The sequence below is a fragment of the Bartonella sp. AA97HXZ genome (assembly GCF_042196985.1).
GTDB lineage: Bacteria > Pseudomonadota > Alphaproteobacteria > Rhizobiales > Rhizobiaceae > Bartonella.
Genome location: NZ_JBHIRC010000019.1, coordinates 1 through 13,767 on the forward strand (window position 1 = coordinate 1; position 13,767 = coordinate 13,767).

The 13,767-nt window shown below is 41.8% G+C and carries 16 protein-coding genes and 2 pseudogenes; all 18 read right to left on the minus strand.

What is annotated here, in order from left to right; all coding sequences use genetic code 11:
- Positions 1-812 (minus strand): annotated as a pseudogene (locus ACFINE_RS08315) (filamentous hemagglutinin); the annotation flags it as partial.
- A 732-nt stretch (positions 813-1,544) separates the two neighbouring features.
- The gene (locus tag ACFINE_RS08320) at positions 1,545-2,048 is read right to left on the minus strand and encodes a hypothetical protein (RefSeq protein ID WP_375621697.1); all 504 of its coding nucleotides are present in this window, start codon (positions 2,046-2,048) and stop codon (positions 1,545-1,547) included.
- A gap of 1 nt (position 2,049) precedes the next feature.
- Positions 2,050-2,448: a hypothetical protein gene (locus ACFINE_RS08325; protein WP_375621698.1), complete on the minus strand. Its 399-nt coding sequence runs from the start codon at positions 2,446-2,448 to the stop codon at positions 2,050-2,052.
- A gap of 146 nt (positions 2,449-2,594) precedes the next feature.
- Positions 2,595-3,392, minus strand: coding sequence for a beta-hydroxyacyl-ACP dehydratase (locus ACFINE_RS08330; protein ID WP_375621699.1), 798 nt, complete (start codon positions 3,390-3,392; stop codon positions 2,595-2,597).
- Positions 3,383-4,456, minus strand: a complete 1,074-nt coding sequence (locus ACFINE_RS08335; RefSeq protein ID WP_375621700.1) for a citrate/2-methylcitrate synthase — start codon at positions 4,454-4,456, stop codon at positions 3,383-3,385. Before ACFINE_RS08335 ends, ACFINE_RS08330 begins: the two co-directional genes overlap by 10 nt.
- Positions 4,457-4,550: 94 nt before the next feature.
- Positions 4,551-5,768, minus strand: a complete 1,218-nt coding sequence (locus tag ACFINE_RS08340; RefSeq protein WP_375621701.1) for a hypothetical protein — start codon at positions 5,766-5,768, stop codon at positions 4,551-4,553.
- Between the two features lie 6 nt (positions 5,769-5,774).
- Positions 5,775-6,437 (minus strand): class I SAM-dependent methyltransferase, encoded by a 663-nt coding sequence (locus ACFINE_RS08345; RefSeq protein WP_375621702.1) that lies wholly within the window; start codon positions 6,435-6,437, stop codon positions 5,775-5,777.
- Positions 6,438-6,832: 395 nt separating this feature from the next.
- Positions 6,833-7,195, minus strand: coding sequence for a hypothetical protein (locus tag ACFINE_RS08350; RefSeq protein WP_375621703.1), 363 nt, complete (start codon positions 7,193-7,195; stop codon positions 6,833-6,835).
- Positions 7,183-8,592, minus strand: coding sequence for an AMP-binding protein (locus ACFINE_RS08355; RefSeq protein WP_375621704.1), 1,410 nt, complete (start codon positions 8,590-8,592; stop codon positions 7,183-7,185). Before ACFINE_RS08355 ends, ACFINE_RS08350 begins: the two co-directional genes overlap by 13 nt.
- A gap of 10 nt (positions 8,593-8,602) precedes the next feature.
- Positions 8,603-9,106, minus strand: a complete 504-nt coding sequence (locus tag ACFINE_RS08360) for a hypothetical protein (protein ID WP_375621705.1) — start codon at positions 9,104-9,106, stop codon at positions 8,603-8,605.
- Positions 9,107-9,176: 70 nt separating this feature from the next.
- A complete protein-coding gene (locus tag ACFINE_RS08365) occupies positions 9,177-9,689 on the minus strand; it encodes a beta-ketoacyl synthase N-terminal-like domain-containing protein (protein WP_375621706.1) in 513 nt (170 codons plus the stop codon).
- Positions 9,607-9,873 (minus strand): hypothetical protein, encoded by a 267-nt coding sequence (locus ACFINE_RS08370; RefSeq protein WP_375621707.1) that lies wholly within the window; start codon positions 9,871-9,873, stop codon positions 9,607-9,609. Before ACFINE_RS08370 ends, ACFINE_RS08365 begins: the two co-directional genes overlap by 83 nt.
- Positions 9,874-9,886: 13 nt before the next feature.
- The gene (locus ACFINE_RS08375; protein WP_375621708.1) at positions 9,887-10,954 is read right to left on the minus strand and encodes a hypothetical protein; all 1,068 of its coding nucleotides are present in this window, start codon (positions 10,952-10,954) and stop codon (positions 9,887-9,889) included.
- Between the two features lies 1 nt (position 10,955).
- Positions 10,956-11,339 (minus strand): acyl carrier protein, encoded by a 384-nt coding sequence (locus tag ACFINE_RS08380; protein WP_375621709.1) that lies wholly within the window; start codon positions 11,337-11,339, stop codon positions 10,956-10,958.
- Entirely contained in the window at positions 11,339-12,118 is a 780-nt protein-coding gene (locus ACFINE_RS08385) for an SDR family NAD(P)-dependent oxidoreductase (RefSeq protein WP_375621710.1), read from the minus strand. The genes ACFINE_RS08380 and ACFINE_RS08385 overlap by 1 nt, the downstream gene beginning before the upstream one ends.
- A 353-nt stretch (positions 12,119-12,471) precedes the next feature.
- The gene (locus ACFINE_RS08390) at positions 12,472-12,645 is read right to left on the minus strand and encodes a hypothetical protein (RefSeq protein ID WP_375621711.1); all 174 of its coding nucleotides are present in this window, start codon (positions 12,643-12,645) and stop codon (positions 12,472-12,474) included.
- Between the two features lie 42 nt (positions 12,646-12,687).
- Positions 12,688-13,572, minus strand: a complete 885-nt coding sequence (locus ACFINE_RS08395) for a toprim domain-containing protein (protein ID WP_375621712.1) — start codon at positions 13,570-13,572, stop codon at positions 12,688-12,690.
- Positions 13,573-13,672: 100 nt separating this feature from the next.
- Positions 13,673-13,767, minus strand: a pseudogene (locus ACFINE_RS08400) (DNA-binding protein); the annotation flags it as partial.

The following is a 13,767-nucleotide window of genomic DNA, read 5'->3' on the forward strand; positions in this document are numbered from 1 at the left end:
TCAAAATGCGCATCCCCTGTAATCGAACCTTCCGCTGCCGTGTTATTGAGTTGATCGACCACCAGATTTAAAGTGCCGCCCGCTTGGACAAGACCAGGAACGCTCTCCAAAGCTTCTGAACCAATCTGGCGATCCTTGCCATTGGCTATATCTAAAGAAACATCGCGGCTTCCATCAGCTTTATAACCATAACAACTGTCTGTATTAGCCTGACAACCAAGATAAGTGTTTTTATAAGCCGTTGCCCCTAAATTGGTCAGCACATTGGCGTGGATATCGGCATTTCCCCCTGCTCTCATAGAGCTATAATGGTTGTCAATGTTATCGGCGTTAATGATGAGATTGCCGTGAGATTGTATCATCCCCTGAATAGTGGGCTTATGCGAAAACCCCTGCGTGACAGTTTCTTCTGTCATATGTGACTGATTATTCCATTGATACCATCTTATATTACTTTTTGTTTTATCATATTTCCAAGTAAATGCCCTATAAAATGCTCCATCTTCCAAAGTTGCCGTGCCATACGTTTCTTCTTTGTTAGCCCAAAGATTTTTATCAAATACAAATACTTCCCTAGGTATATACTGGTGTGCAATAACTATTGTTCTATCCTCAAAGTGACCCTTTCCCCAAAGGTTGGGACCATCTTGATATAACATCCCATCACTGAGTTGATCAGAACCCTTTGGTTTTTCGAATGAAATATCGCTATATTCCGTTTTTTCCGTGATGACGGGCGTGCTATCAGCTTCGTTTTTTAGAGTGTTGGTTTGGATATTTAAGTTTCCACCGGCTTGAATAAAGCCTGCTTTTATTTTTAGTATTTTTAATAATTTTTTTTAGAAGATTTCTTGGTACGGCACGCGATACATCAGTGCTAACGTTCTCTTAAAAAACACCCAGATAATTAATCAGCTTCAAAAAACAACCTTACCAATGAAGTACTAGCTAGAGGGTTGCATGCACAACGCAATAATGGCACACTGATTCCCACAAGCGTGCATCACATATTGCACGCATAGCCTGTACAGAGTCTACCGCTCCTAAATACTCAAACGTAAAAACGTAATGCTACTGGATCGTATAGTGACCGCAGTTGCACCCTTAAACACCGGTTCCTCCCCATATCATAATGCTTGACAAAAGCATCATGCCATCATAGCAACGGCTTTGCGTAGGGGTCCCACAACATAGTTCTACAAATTGTTGACGCATTGCCAAGCTAACAGTTTTCTTGCCCCCCTACGCCAATGAGACCATCACTATCCTCTTTTTGAATCGTAAAACAAAATGATTTCCCATGAGCGATAAACCATCTGCTCAAAGTCCAGCTAGCTCAAACTCATAGCTTTCTAAACCTTTAGGCTCGCTCTTCCCCAAGGGGGCATAGTCAGATATATTACTTCCCTCACCTCTTCACGCGCTGGGATAAAAAAATCTGAAACTACGAGGCAACGCTGCATTTGTATGCAGCGTTGTTGTTAGGAATAAGCTTCTATTGAGATAGTTCTAATGGGAAGCACCCACAGCTAATGATATAGGGATTAATTTGGATTCTTTCGAAATGCTATATATAAATTTAATGTGCCGCCCCAAAACACACCATCAGTGAACCCACTTAAAAGACCAAAAAGAAGATTAAAATCAAATGCATATTTCAAATCAGGTTCAATATTGAGAAAAACAATCAATGTGAATTTGATGACAAAAGCGATAAGAATAAATATCAGCGTCAACGGCGTACCATGCCGAATAATGAAATCCGTTCCCTCTTTGATTTTTAAACGCGCAGTAGCACGCCAGAGCAACCAGCCAACGCCAAAGCCGATCATCAGCCCTGCCAACATTGCGATTGCTCCCCAGCGTGGGAAAGCCAGCTGGTTAATCACATCGCTTGCGCCCAAAAAAAGAAAGACTAACGGCAAGAGAAAAAGGCGGTAAACCTTCGTTTCCCTATCTTTCAATGCGATTATTCCCCTCGCGATGAGAAAAATAAGCAAAATCCAGGCCCATAAAGGGGTTCCGGTCAGAATGTTAAACAATGACATATTATGCTCCATGATGTTTGATGCGATAAAAATATTGCATGATGTTAGGAAGATATTTAGAAAAAAGAATACCAGCACAAATTAAACCCTTAGTGATTAACCAAATCTGGAGGGTCCATGTAAAAAAAGCCACTAGAAGACCATTGGCAAAAAAGATGATTACCCAAATCCATGTGATATATTTATTGATGAGATAAAATAGGATATGTTTGCGTTTTTCTTCAGAAACACCAGCACTGGCATAAAAAATGGTAAAGGGTTTCTTTACCAGCAAGCTAATCAATGAAACCAGAGCAAGTGACAGATAGCAAAAAACTGTGGGGTAGTTCAGTAAAAGTGTAGACCATCCAGCGAAATAATTAACAAACAGGACAATAAATGTCAGAATGTTAGTAATCATCACGGGTTCTCCCTGTCGGATAATTTTAATATTCACAGAAATAATGAACAATAAAATCACAGTTAAGATGAGAGAGCGTTCGACCAGAGTTAAAACGTTTCCATTGATAACCCAGGAGTAAATACTCCACGGAATAAAAGAGATTATTATGTTAAACATGGCGCATCCTCCTTTTTATATTTGATAGAAAACTTACCGCAAGTGCTTCGTTTTTTAGTTTCCGTATGAATATAAAAAACGCCACCCGGTTCATACTCTGTATCCTGTTTAATGGTCAACCGATAGGTATCTCCCGGATAAACTGCTTCAATGAACTTTACTTTTTTCAGCGCAACAGATGCGATATTTTTCGTCCTACCCTGCGTGGCTAAAGCCAGAACCATCTCAATCAATAGTGAACCAGGACATACGGCGCGGGAGGGGAAATGTTCCTCAAAAAGCGGGTGATGCGCATTAAAGGAAAAAGTACAAGAATCTCCGGTTACGGAGGAAATCTTACATAAATCGCCTAGTAATGGAAGAGCGGCTTTCTCAGAACACGAGCTAAAGAAGCAGACCTTACTGACCATGATGATTGCCTGCGCAATAACGGCCTTTCCATTGTCATATGTGCTAGCCTTACAGTGAATACGGTAGGCCTCATTAATGCGTTCAATATGTCCTTCAACGCATAACCGATCGCTATCAAAATGGGTGGTAGAGAAAAACTGTTCAACCATAACAGGGAGATAGCGATAAGTGAGATCCAAGTTTTTAGCCACCATGGTGGCGAATCGAACTGAAAACTGATGCAAGGCTTCGAGTAACAAGCCCTGTTTTAAATAGTTATGGGCTAACTCCCAGTGAGAAATATCGATTTGCCCGCAAGCACGCATCGGTGCGGTTAAAGTGATACTCTGACATATACCCAAGAAATTTGGCTTGGTGTGATGTTTTATAGCCATAATTTGGGGACCTTTTTATATTTTTTTCTTAAATCCTTTGATGATAAACCGAAGGAATGAGCACTAAACCGCGCTTGATAGTGCACGAGAAGTATCGGCATACGACAAACGAAAAAAGCCAACAATCCCAGCTCAGGAGAAGCCCGATGTTTGCTCATGATGCTTGCAATTAGAAAATCGACATTGGGTTGCAGTCCTGTATTGTCTGAAATAGATCGCGCAAGCGAACTGAAGGGACGCATAGGCACCTGAAAGCGTGAAAAAAAGTAATCAACCCGGACATCCCGTTGCATAATCGGGTGACCAAACCCTGGCCAGGGTTTGTCTTTGCAATAATGCGTTACCGCCGCCTCAAGATTCCCGGCTTCAATCTCATGGAGGACACTAGAAAGTCGTATGATAGCATATTTGCAGGCTCCCATATGCGCGGGGCCAGTGGCACAAAACCCACCGATTAGTGCAGAAATGACGTCGCTCTTGGTACTGGCAATAAATCTTATCGTGGTGGTTGTAGGTGTCACAATACCAAACCCGCCCAGCAGTAGAGACATGCACCGGCAAAGCATATCAATATCCCAGTCGGAAGAAGCTTCCTTGCTAGTTAATGCTAACCAAAAAGCACGCTCAAAGGTATTGCAATTTTCGATCGCCGGAAAATCGGAAAACTGTTGGGAAGAGCGCGCCAATGCAATAATCCACGGCATCAGCAAGATAATTTTAAGACAACTACCGTCGCTTACGGGAGCCATGACCTTACCCTGAGCCGCCGAAACCTCAACTTGCGATAATAACATCATAAATCGCTGCGTTAAACTCAAAGATGGCAATGCATTGATCAGTTGATGCATCGCCTGCAGTTTGGCTGTAGGGTTCGTCTTTTGCAGTTCGGCGTTAGCATTCTGAATCAGCCGATCCATCTGTTCTTCATTAAGAAGGTTGCCGGTCAGTGCAAACCATGCGTTCTGCAAATAACGGTTTTCATCGGCAATATCAATCAAATTACATCCACGAATAAACAATACGTTATTATCTAAATCATAATTATCAATAACATCATCTGACATGATTTACTCCTGCTGCTCCGGTGACACGCTATAAAACCTGATGTTGACATTTATCGTATGCGAATTCCCTGATACAATTTCATTACACAAATTATCAAGTTGCATTACAGGACTCCCTTGCGTCATAAACTAGCAGGCATTTCCCTCTGGATGAGAAAAGCAAATCGCTATATTCGACGAGGGTGAGATTAATACGCCCGCGCTTTTTCATATAGGCTTCATAAATATCCGGCAAATGATAGATTTCCTCAGTTAGTTCGGACAAATCAAGGTTGTGAAATACTTCGCAGCAGATTTTAATATCCATAATCTCTTGTCTATCCGCGGATAAAGACAATACAATTTGAACAATCACATCGGGCAACCTTCGATTAATAATTTTGAATATTTTTTCATGGCTAATCAAATTTCCCATGAAATTAAAATCAACAGCATTGCGTTTAATACCTTCAAAATAGAGGTCACCATTTTCAACGGATAATGTGCCCATATCGCCCACGGAATATCTGATAAGTTTGCGCGAGACATCGGGATCCAGCGATGTCACTAGCAGCCCTCTCTTATCTTCATATTCAAAGAAGAAATCATCGCTGAAGAGCAGGTACCGATTAAGCCGCCCTTCGGCGGACATACCAATGAAACCGCACTCCGACAAACCATATAAACCAATTATCCGCAGATCGGCGCCCAGCATCTCGCGCAGATAGTTTTCATGCACGCTCAGCATCGATTCACCAGTAAAGACCACTTTTTTAATTGCCAGTGGAACCCCAAGGCTGAGCATAGCTTCAACGAACTGAACGATGGTGCTGGGCACACCAAACAGTACCGAGAGCCGTACTTCAGCCAGAAACTCGAAATGACTCTTCAGCAGCAGAGCAATATCGCCAACCGGCACCACATGTGCACGGCAATTTTTTAAAATTTCACACGCCAAGTAGTGTAAAGATGAAAACAGATTAATCGTAAACAGGTTGCCAACAACATCCCCTGGGGAAAATATTTGCCGCGCGCGCAGGTTACGAATTAAATTGCGCTCTGATGAGCTGATCCCTTCCTTACAGAATTTTAAACGAACGTTAGCCATTTTCATTGCCCCAGTGATGCCGCTTGTAGCACTAATCAGCATCGGTAAGTGTTCACCCGCAGAGTCCACTTGAGTCAAAGAACCACTATCCCCAGTGGTCGAATAAACGCGTGTACTTATCCTAACCAAATCGCGGAAAGCAATGTAATCGAATGCATGGCAGCCAGTTATTGCCGTTATACGTGGTTGCATTTTTGCATACATTTCAGCACAGAAATAATCCATGATAACTCAGACCTTTTTAATGAAAATTGCACAACCCAGAGCTGCTAGACCTTCTCCACGTGTCACTGTCCAGCTCATCTCACTAAGATCGCAGCCGTATAAAAGATCGGTGATACCGGTTAATGTAAATTTTTCTTCTGTGGACATAGCTGCCACACCGCATTCACGACGTGATTGGTTAAAAATACCCAGTGCTGTTTCTTCTGAATCAGCTAGGGGGTCGTGGATGATAATACGACCGCCGCGATCTAAAACACAGCACAACTCCTGTAATCCTTTTTTAGGTTCAGCCCAGTGATGAATTACGGAACGGGCATAAATCATTGAAAAGGAGTTATCGGGAAACGGTAAATTGCTGACACTGGCTTCAATGATGTTGAATGCATGCTGGTATTTTAACTCGGTACATTTTTTAACACAAAACTGAACCATACGGGGATCGATATCAACCACGTAAAAGGAATAGTCTGTGAGTTTTTGGGAGCGGTAAAGTTTGAAAAGCATGTGGCCAGTTCCCATGCCAATATCGAGAATTTTTTTCTTCGCAGAAGTAACACCAGATGCTTCTTCCAGAATTCTTTCCATCAAATACGCATTCCACGATGATGTACCTTCAGTAGCATACCTTTCATAGTGCTCAGGGATGATATTCACCAGTAAATCATTCATCACATATTCCTCTAAATGAAGCTAGTTATGGCATTGCCATAAACTCGTTAAAAACTAACTGGGTATAGAAACGGTTATGTCCTCATATAAGAGGTCATCTAAAATAATTGATTGCAAACATGCATCCAGCAAAACAACGGTTATCACAGATTGACAAAGATAATAGCAGTTACAAATAAACGTCATCCCTTTAAACGCAAATGTATTCCCAACGTACCGAAAAACACATCGCGTCCTGTCATGTTCAACTAAAAAATAATCATTTATATCAAAAATGCACGCCGAGATGGTGCATAATGCCTTATACAAGCTCTCCATGCAGCTAAATATTGTGGTGCATAGCCGATTATCCAGCACCTGCCCTGCTGGAAAGTCCGCGCATTTTTCACAGTAATCTAGCATAAATGGTCTCGGTAGTTTTTTTTCTCAATAAATTCGATATCAACCCCGACAGACCGAATCCGCGGATCGTTATTAACCAACATAATACTTTTACTCCGTCCATGGCTCACAGAACTGTGTGACATCTTTACATCTGGCAAAATCCGTTTAAATATATCGATAAAAAGTACCTTCGCCATTTCACGGTGCAATATCATTCTCGATGTACGTCTCGTCGATACAGGCAAATAACGATGAAGCCTATCAATAGCTAAAAAATAGGTATAAAAAGAATGGCTCACAATGCACAGATAATTGTTTGCACGGCGATTAACATACACTCTGCTCACACCATGAGCTTTATCTACACGGTACATTTTATTTTTCCTGTATTTGTCGTGGCAATTTTTCTGATATTTACTTTAAATGCATACTGATACCATTTATCAGTCAATAGTTTAGTAACGACTTTAACCTGCTCACTATTTGCCGACATATCAAGGTTGAGATAAAGATCGCCGTTCTGTGCTTTTGAAAAGTAATGTCTTAAACATCCAGCATACTTAATAATGTCATTTGAAATCAGTTGAACTGGGATAAACTTACCATTGTGCTTAAATTCATTAACGGCTCTGGCTATCCAGTAATAGCATTCGGATTCATCTTTAACAAACAGGTCGCCGGAATCAAACCATTCATCATGCGGCTTTAATTGCAAGGAACTATCAACATAACCATCACACGCGAAAGGCGTTTTATAAAACATACGGCGCACTGAATCAGAAGCATCCGCCCGATCAATGGGACGCAAATCAATTTTTATATCACTCACTAAAGCCTTACCCGGCGCTACAACGCCATATTTACTGGTTCTTTCAATATCGTGTAGCGAACAGATCTTATTATGAAACAAGCGCGGTCCGGATTCGGTCTGACCGAAGTTATTCCATAACGTCGTGCATGATGAGAGGATGCCCGATGCTTGTACGGTGAGCAAACGATCGGATGCATTCAAGATATTTTGCACATGGATTCGGCTTTTGGTAAAAATGTCGCTTACTTCCAGCATCCAGTCACCGATTAAAGGCAAGTTGGTAATGCTATAGTGCGAAACGAGTTCAACAATATTACTTATTTGAAATTTTTCAAATACCAGTTTGCTATCCGATAAAAAGGCACATAGCATAGTAGAGAGACCATACATATACTGCACCGGGAAATAACACAATGAGCAATCTTCATTACTTAGTCCAAGAGATTGGCTGACCGCGATGGCATTCTCAATCAGAATATTTTCATGATATTGAATCAACTTCGGCTTACTGGTTGTTCCGGAGGTACAAAAATAGAAATGCGCGCACGGATATGCTGTAAAATCAGCCAGATTTTCGTTCACAGTTGAAAAACAGTGATCAAACGCGATATTAATCCGGTGACTGATGATACTAATATTCCTAACTTCATGGCTCATTACAACAGCCGCAATGCAATTGGCATCAACCAGCATATCAACAATGTCTAAATCATGAATACTGACGATCCAAGCTTTCAATTTTAGCATAGACGCAACAAAATAGCTGATTAGACCTTCGAAATTATTTCTAATCACAAAAACAAACAGCTTATTTTGCTCCTCTTGCGGGCGATCACGAAAATATCTAACTACGGTATCTGCACACCCTTTTGTCATCATGCTGACATCCTCTGCCGAATAATGACTGTGATGATAAATCACTTGCCAGTTTCTTTCTAATAAGGAATATATTGTTAGCATGAGGTGTCCCTTACAGATATTGTGGATTCCTTAAAACCAAGCTGCTTGCGCTACCACCCATACCAAATGAGTTTTTCAATGCATATTTAAGCGGTCGGTACTGATGCTCCCTCACAAGCGCAATGCTAGCAGGCAATTGAGGATCGATTTCATCACAATTCAAAATTTTAGGCAAAACATTGTTCCGAAAAGAAACCAGTACACACAAAATTTCCATCGCACCGGCAGCAGCAATCAGATGCCCGTGCCAAGATTTTGTTGCCACAATCGCTGGGTTGTGCGCGCCAAAAACCGTTCTGATTGCGCTGGCTTCGTGCTGATCATTTTGTACTGTCGATGTCCCATGTGTATTCACAAAATCAATAGCGGTACGGTCAATACCCGCATGTTCGATGGCTCGTTCCATCGACAGTTGCATTTCGAGATCATCTTTATGCGGCGCTACAATATGCTGTGCGCAAAGTGCACCGCCGTAACCCAATAAATAGGCCAACGGCTCACGCTGCCGCGCCAATACGTTAGATAATTTTTCAATAACAAACAGACCTGCGCCCTCCGCTAAAACAAATCCGCTACGATGCCGGTCAAAAGGCCGCGAACGCCGTGGTCCACTGTAGTTTTGATCCCATTTCTTCTAATCGCGCAAGATTCAGCGGGGTGACTTTCGCAGAAACACCGCCGCAAATCGCCGCTTTAACTTCACCATTGCGGATGGCTCGCATCGCGAGGCCGATACTTTGCGTTGATGCAGAACAAAGGCCTAGAAGAGCAAAGCTGAGGCCCGCAAACGGGATAATTTCATGTATCGTTTTTAGAACCGCAGTTGTATCGAGATCAAAAAACTCATCAATTTTAAAATGTTCTAGCGCGACATCGACCAAGCATTGCTTATCCGCGTCGGCGGGAACCTTGTCTGCAAAACCGATACACTTTTCAATATCGATTGCCGATTCATCAATCCCTACAATACAGCCAATATCTTCTGCTGGATAATATCCCTGCAAATGCAGTTGTTCATGCAGTCTCTTTGCTGCTAAGCCCGCATAAAAAAGCTCGCCGTTTCTGAAGGATTTTTTTAGGCCAGCGTAGCAACTCATTACCTTCTATAGGAATCCCAGCTTCATGTGTTTGAAAATACTGGTGATCAAATTTTTTAATCTTCCGTATACCACTTTTCTCACGCATAAAGCAGGCGTGAATTTCATCCAAGTGGCTGCCTAATGGCGTAACAGCCCCATATGCACTAATACATAATGTATCTGCATCAAAATGGGTATTCATTGTAAAGCTCCCCTTAGTGTTTAATTATCCAAATATTTCCGATACCATAATTGATAGCCGCACCAGTCAGCATAACTCGGGCCCCCGAGGGAATCGCAGGATCATTAAGACAGCATAAAATATCCAGTATGTTATTGAGTTTTCCAGTGTACCCAGTTTTAGATTTATAGTTAACAACCGGTATCCCTGGAAAAAATTTCTCTAGCGCTGAATATTCAGCTATTTGTTGCATACGAATACCGTTGTTATAACTAACAATAACATCAGGTTCCCCCTGTTGCGTTCGTTGTTTACTCAACAGGCTTTCCCAGTCCCGTTCTTCAAAACTGACTTTAGGGCAATAACGAATAGTCACAGAGATTAATTCAGCTAGTGCATCGCAACTGTTATTGTCTAAAGACATCACTGCTGCCCCCCAACTCGGGATAATACCAGAAATATCTTTATCACTTTGTCGAATTTCACCGAATTTTTTAAAGACAGCCAGACTATCGAAGTTCAGCATATTTGCTGCACTAATAACCATCGCTCGCTCTTTTGCAATTATATTAGCGATGTCAGCATAAGCCAATTTCAATGCAACTAGGCCACTTAATGATGCGGCACGTAACGGCATCCCTTCCTCATGATCAAATAACAATTTTGAGATGTGATACAACACATTTGTTGGCAACAATCGCAACGTATTCAGAGGATTATTCATCTCCTTATACTGCTGGATATGCTTCCAGACTGAACCATCGTCCTTATATTTACGGCAAATTTCAAAAAGCAAATCAAAGCTGCGGTCTTCGCTATCGCATGCAGTATATAGAAAAGCTTTTGCATGCTCCGCTAGGCAATCTTTACTTTGAAAATCTATCAGCGCATTGATTACCATTTTTGACATATCATTTAGCACTGAGCGGTCTTCTCTGCTGACCAGCTTCTTGTCTATCATAGACGGTGTCGAAAAGTGGTAATAGTCCATATCACAAGGATTAATGTCATCCGCAGTACTGAGCAGCTGGCTCAGCGCTGCACTATTAGGCGCGAATTGCTGATACACACCATAGTTTTTTATATAGACCCTTTCCGTCATGCTAGTTGCGCTTTAAAACTGATATACGCTGGTTGATATAATTCAGCGTGAAATAGGAGTAGAGTTCTTTAAACTGGATTTTCTTATCAATCGATTCATATTCTTTTAACCCCAGCAGGTCATTGATTTTAGCAACACCTTCGCTAGTCCACTCTTTGGTATCAAATGAGTAAAATGCTTCTGTAGTGGCCCATTTATTTACCGGCCAAAGGCTTTCAGGGCTAACATCAACCTTGAAGTGCTTTTTTAACTCGAAGGCAAAATCAATATAATCAATCGAAGTCATTCCGTAATCAGAGAATAGCGACTTGTGCGGATCAAGCTCTTCTGACTCATCAAGATACATGACATCTTTAAAAATCTGGCTAATTTTTGTAATATACATTAGATGATCCCCTCACCATTCCCGATCGTTAATGAAACGCCTGTAGTAATAATTTTACCGTTAATAAACGCATTGATAGCATTCGCAACATCTTCGGCAGCCAACATTTTCCTCATTGGGATGGTTTTTTCTATGCTAGCAATACTTCTTCCTTCTTTCGCACAATAGTCCTGAAGCATCTTTGTCTTGATATAACCAGGGCTTACGCACAGCGTTCTGATATTGAATCGGCCCATTTCCAGTGCAATGCCGGAGAGATATCTTTCCACAGCTGCCTTCGTCGAGCCATATAAAGAGTTACCCACTCTGATTTTTTTTGCGGACACCGAACTGATAAACACCAGCTTGGTCTCATTTTCTTTATACTGCTTCATCGTTTTGACTACCGTATTGAAAATCAGCACGGCTGACAGATAGTTAAGACGAGTGATGGCGTTAATATTTTCGGGTTCCAGCTCATCGCACAAACATGCTGGGTTATAACCAGCACAGTAGATAGCTATCTCAATTCTAACATTTTCTAAGGCAGCACAAAACTGCACGACGTCTTGCTCAGATGTCAAATCCAAGCGAACTAGCAAGACAGCACTTTGGTACCGATGCTTCATATCACTAACGGCGGTTTCATTACTGAACCATGTAAAAACTACGAAATAACCACCATTAATTAGTGAATCTATGACATTCCGCGCTATCTCAGCAGTCCCTGCGACTACCAGCGCCAACGATTTTTCATTATATGCAGGATTATTTATAATATCGGCAAAACTATGACTCATGCCTCCCCCTTATATTTAAACATGCTATAAATCTTCTGGCACAGAATCACCCTTGATAAAACATAATCTCAATGAGTCTATATAGGCGAGGATGTCTGCTTACTTTCGCAGTACCACCTAAATTAATTAAAAGCAGTTGCTTTTAATTAAAAAATTACCAGTACCTAAAGGCCAAAATTGTCATGATCCTCCCGAGTATATTGCAGCCCCGAATAAAGCTGCAAATCTGGATCAAACAGCTGGCTATGCCCGCTCTTCAACCAAGTTTGGTCATAACTAAAAGAAAAAGTCTCTTTGCCTCTGCCAGATGCAGCATAAAGCTGCCCCATGCGACATGGGACTTCCATGCCAGCCTAATGCGCCCAGACTTCTATCGCTTTTTGTTTTGACGCTTGCATTAATCTCTCTTGGGCACGCAGCGTTTCGTGTGCAGCAGGACAGAATCCTGCAAACTGCGTCCCAGCGGATCGTTCCCTTCTAACAACAATAAATCTTTTCCAACCGTAAACAAGCATTATCGTTATCATTGACGGGGGTATTTTCATTGTTGTTTTGTAAATGACTCTCTTTCATAGTTCCTTCTTTTGAGAAAGTAATACGTTATTAAAATCGGTTCCTTTTGGAGCTTGCATGATAAAAACCTCAAAGCCTTGTCTATAGGCACGCGCAGCGAGGTTAAAACCTGCTTTACGACCCGCATCATCGCCATCCATTGCAATGGTGAGACGAGCTTTAGTATCGGGTAAATTCACATGCATCATACCATGGGTTGAAAGGGACGCCCATAAATCAACGGGCTCTGATAACAACCCAGACAAAAGAGCCAGACCGGTTTCAATGCCTTCACAAATGACCAGATGTTTTGGATTGGCTTGGCTTAAATGCACCCCACCACCTGTTACAGAACCCAACATGGCTTTTTCTGGTTTTTGGTCTGTTTTGCAACCATTGGCTTGTAAAAAGGTTCTATGAATGGCGAAAGAGCCAGCGCCCTTAACAAGAGCAACCAACGCGGGCAATGTACCCCCAGAGGGGTGTGGACATTTGTCGTAAAAGCGTAAATCAGGAGGCAAATCACATGTAATACCCCGCATACGTAAATAGGTTTCTGCTAAAGTGTTTTTAATAGGTTGGCTTTGTTGCCAAATTGCTTTTGCTCTCTCTGCTTTCTGTTTTGCTCGTTTGAGATCAGCACAAAACTGTTTGGAGAAAGAGAGCGTCTGATCATAAGCTTGTTTTCCAAGCAAGCCAATTCTAATAAGCGCTTGTATGATCTCTCTAAAAGAGCAGCCAGCATAACAAGTGAGTAAAAGACGCCCATCATGTCCATTGGCAAGGGATAAGCTAGGCAGCCTATCATCATGAGCAGGGCAACGGGCTGTTCCATAACGCCCATGCCAAACTCCACGTAATGCACGTGTGATACCTTGCGCATTCTTAAAAGAACACATCATTGTAAATCCTATAACGTTGCGTCACAGGACGGATTGTGCACTCTCTAGGTTGATGAGTTTGAGAAAGCCTTGTCCGTCCTTACGTGACAAGGTTTTCTTTTTATGCCGCGTCATTATAACGTTGCTGTTTTGCTTGTTCGATTACATTCAAAAGATCTGATTGTAACCAACGCGATAAAAAACCAAATTTTAAAG

What these genes read in the sequence shown, in the direction of transcription:
- ACFINE_RS08370 (WP_375621707.1), bottom strand. Translation starts at nt 9,873, where the DNA reads ATGAATACCCATTTTGATGCAGATACATTATGTATTAGTGCATATGGG.
- ACFINE_RS08330 (WP_375621699.1), bottom strand. Translation starts at nt 3,392, where the DNA reads ATGGCTATAAAACATCACACCAAGCCAAATTTCTTGGGTATATGTCAG.
- ACFINE_RS08355 (WP_375621704.1), bottom strand. Translation starts at nt 8,592, where the DNA reads ATGCTAACAATATATTCCTTATTAGAAAGAAACTGGCAAGTGATTTAT.
- ACFINE_RS08350 (WP_375621703.1), bottom strand. Translation starts at nt 7,195, where the DNA reads ATGTACCGTGTAGATAAAGCTCATGGTGTGAGCAGAGTGTATGTTAAT.
- ACFINE_RS08385 (WP_375621710.1), bottom strand. Translation starts at nt 12,118, where the DNA reads ATGAGTCATAGTTTTGCCGATATTATAAATAATCCTGCATATAATGAA.
- ACFINE_RS08390 (WP_375621711.1), bottom strand. Translation starts at nt 12,645, where the DNA reads ATGATAACGATAATGCTTGTTTACGGTTGGAAAAGATTTATTGTTGTT.
- ACFINE_RS08395 (WP_375621712.1), bottom strand. Translation starts at nt 13,572, where the DNA reads ATGATGTGTTCTTTTAAGAATGCGCAAGGTATCACACGTGCATTACGT.
- ACFINE_RS08365 (WP_375621706.1), bottom strand. Translation starts at nt 9,689, where the DNA reads ATGAGTTGCTACGCTGGCCTAAAAAAATCCTTCAGAAACGGCGAGCTT.
- ACFINE_RS08380 (WP_375621709.1), bottom strand. Translation starts at nt 11,339, where the DNA reads ATGTATATTACAAAAATTAGCCAGATTTTTAAAGATGTCATGTATCTT.
- ACFINE_RS08340 (WP_375621701.1), bottom strand. Translation starts at nt 5,768, where the DNA reads ATGGATTATTTCTGTGCTGAAATGTATGCAAAAATGCAACCACGTATA.
- ACFINE_RS08375 (WP_375621708.1), bottom strand. Translation starts at nt 10,954, where the DNA reads ATGACGGAAAGGGTCTATATAAAAAACTATGGTGTGTATCAGCAATTC.
- ACFINE_RS08320 (WP_375621697.1), bottom strand. Translation starts at nt 2,048, where the DNA reads ATGTCATTGTTTAACATTCTGACCGGAACCCCTTTATGGGCCTGGATT.
- ACFINE_RS08345 (WP_375621702.1), bottom strand. Translation starts at nt 6,437, where the DNA reads ATGAATGATTTACTGGTGAATATCATCCCTGAGCACTATGAAAGGTAT.
- ACFINE_RS08335 (WP_375621700.1), bottom strand. Translation starts at nt 4,456, where the DNA reads ATGTCAGATGATGTTATTGATAATTATGATTTAGATAATAACGTATTG.
- ACFINE_RS08325 (WP_375621698.1), bottom strand. Translation starts at nt 2,448, where the DNA reads ATGATTACTAACATTCTGACATTTATTGTCCTGTTTGTTAATTATTTC.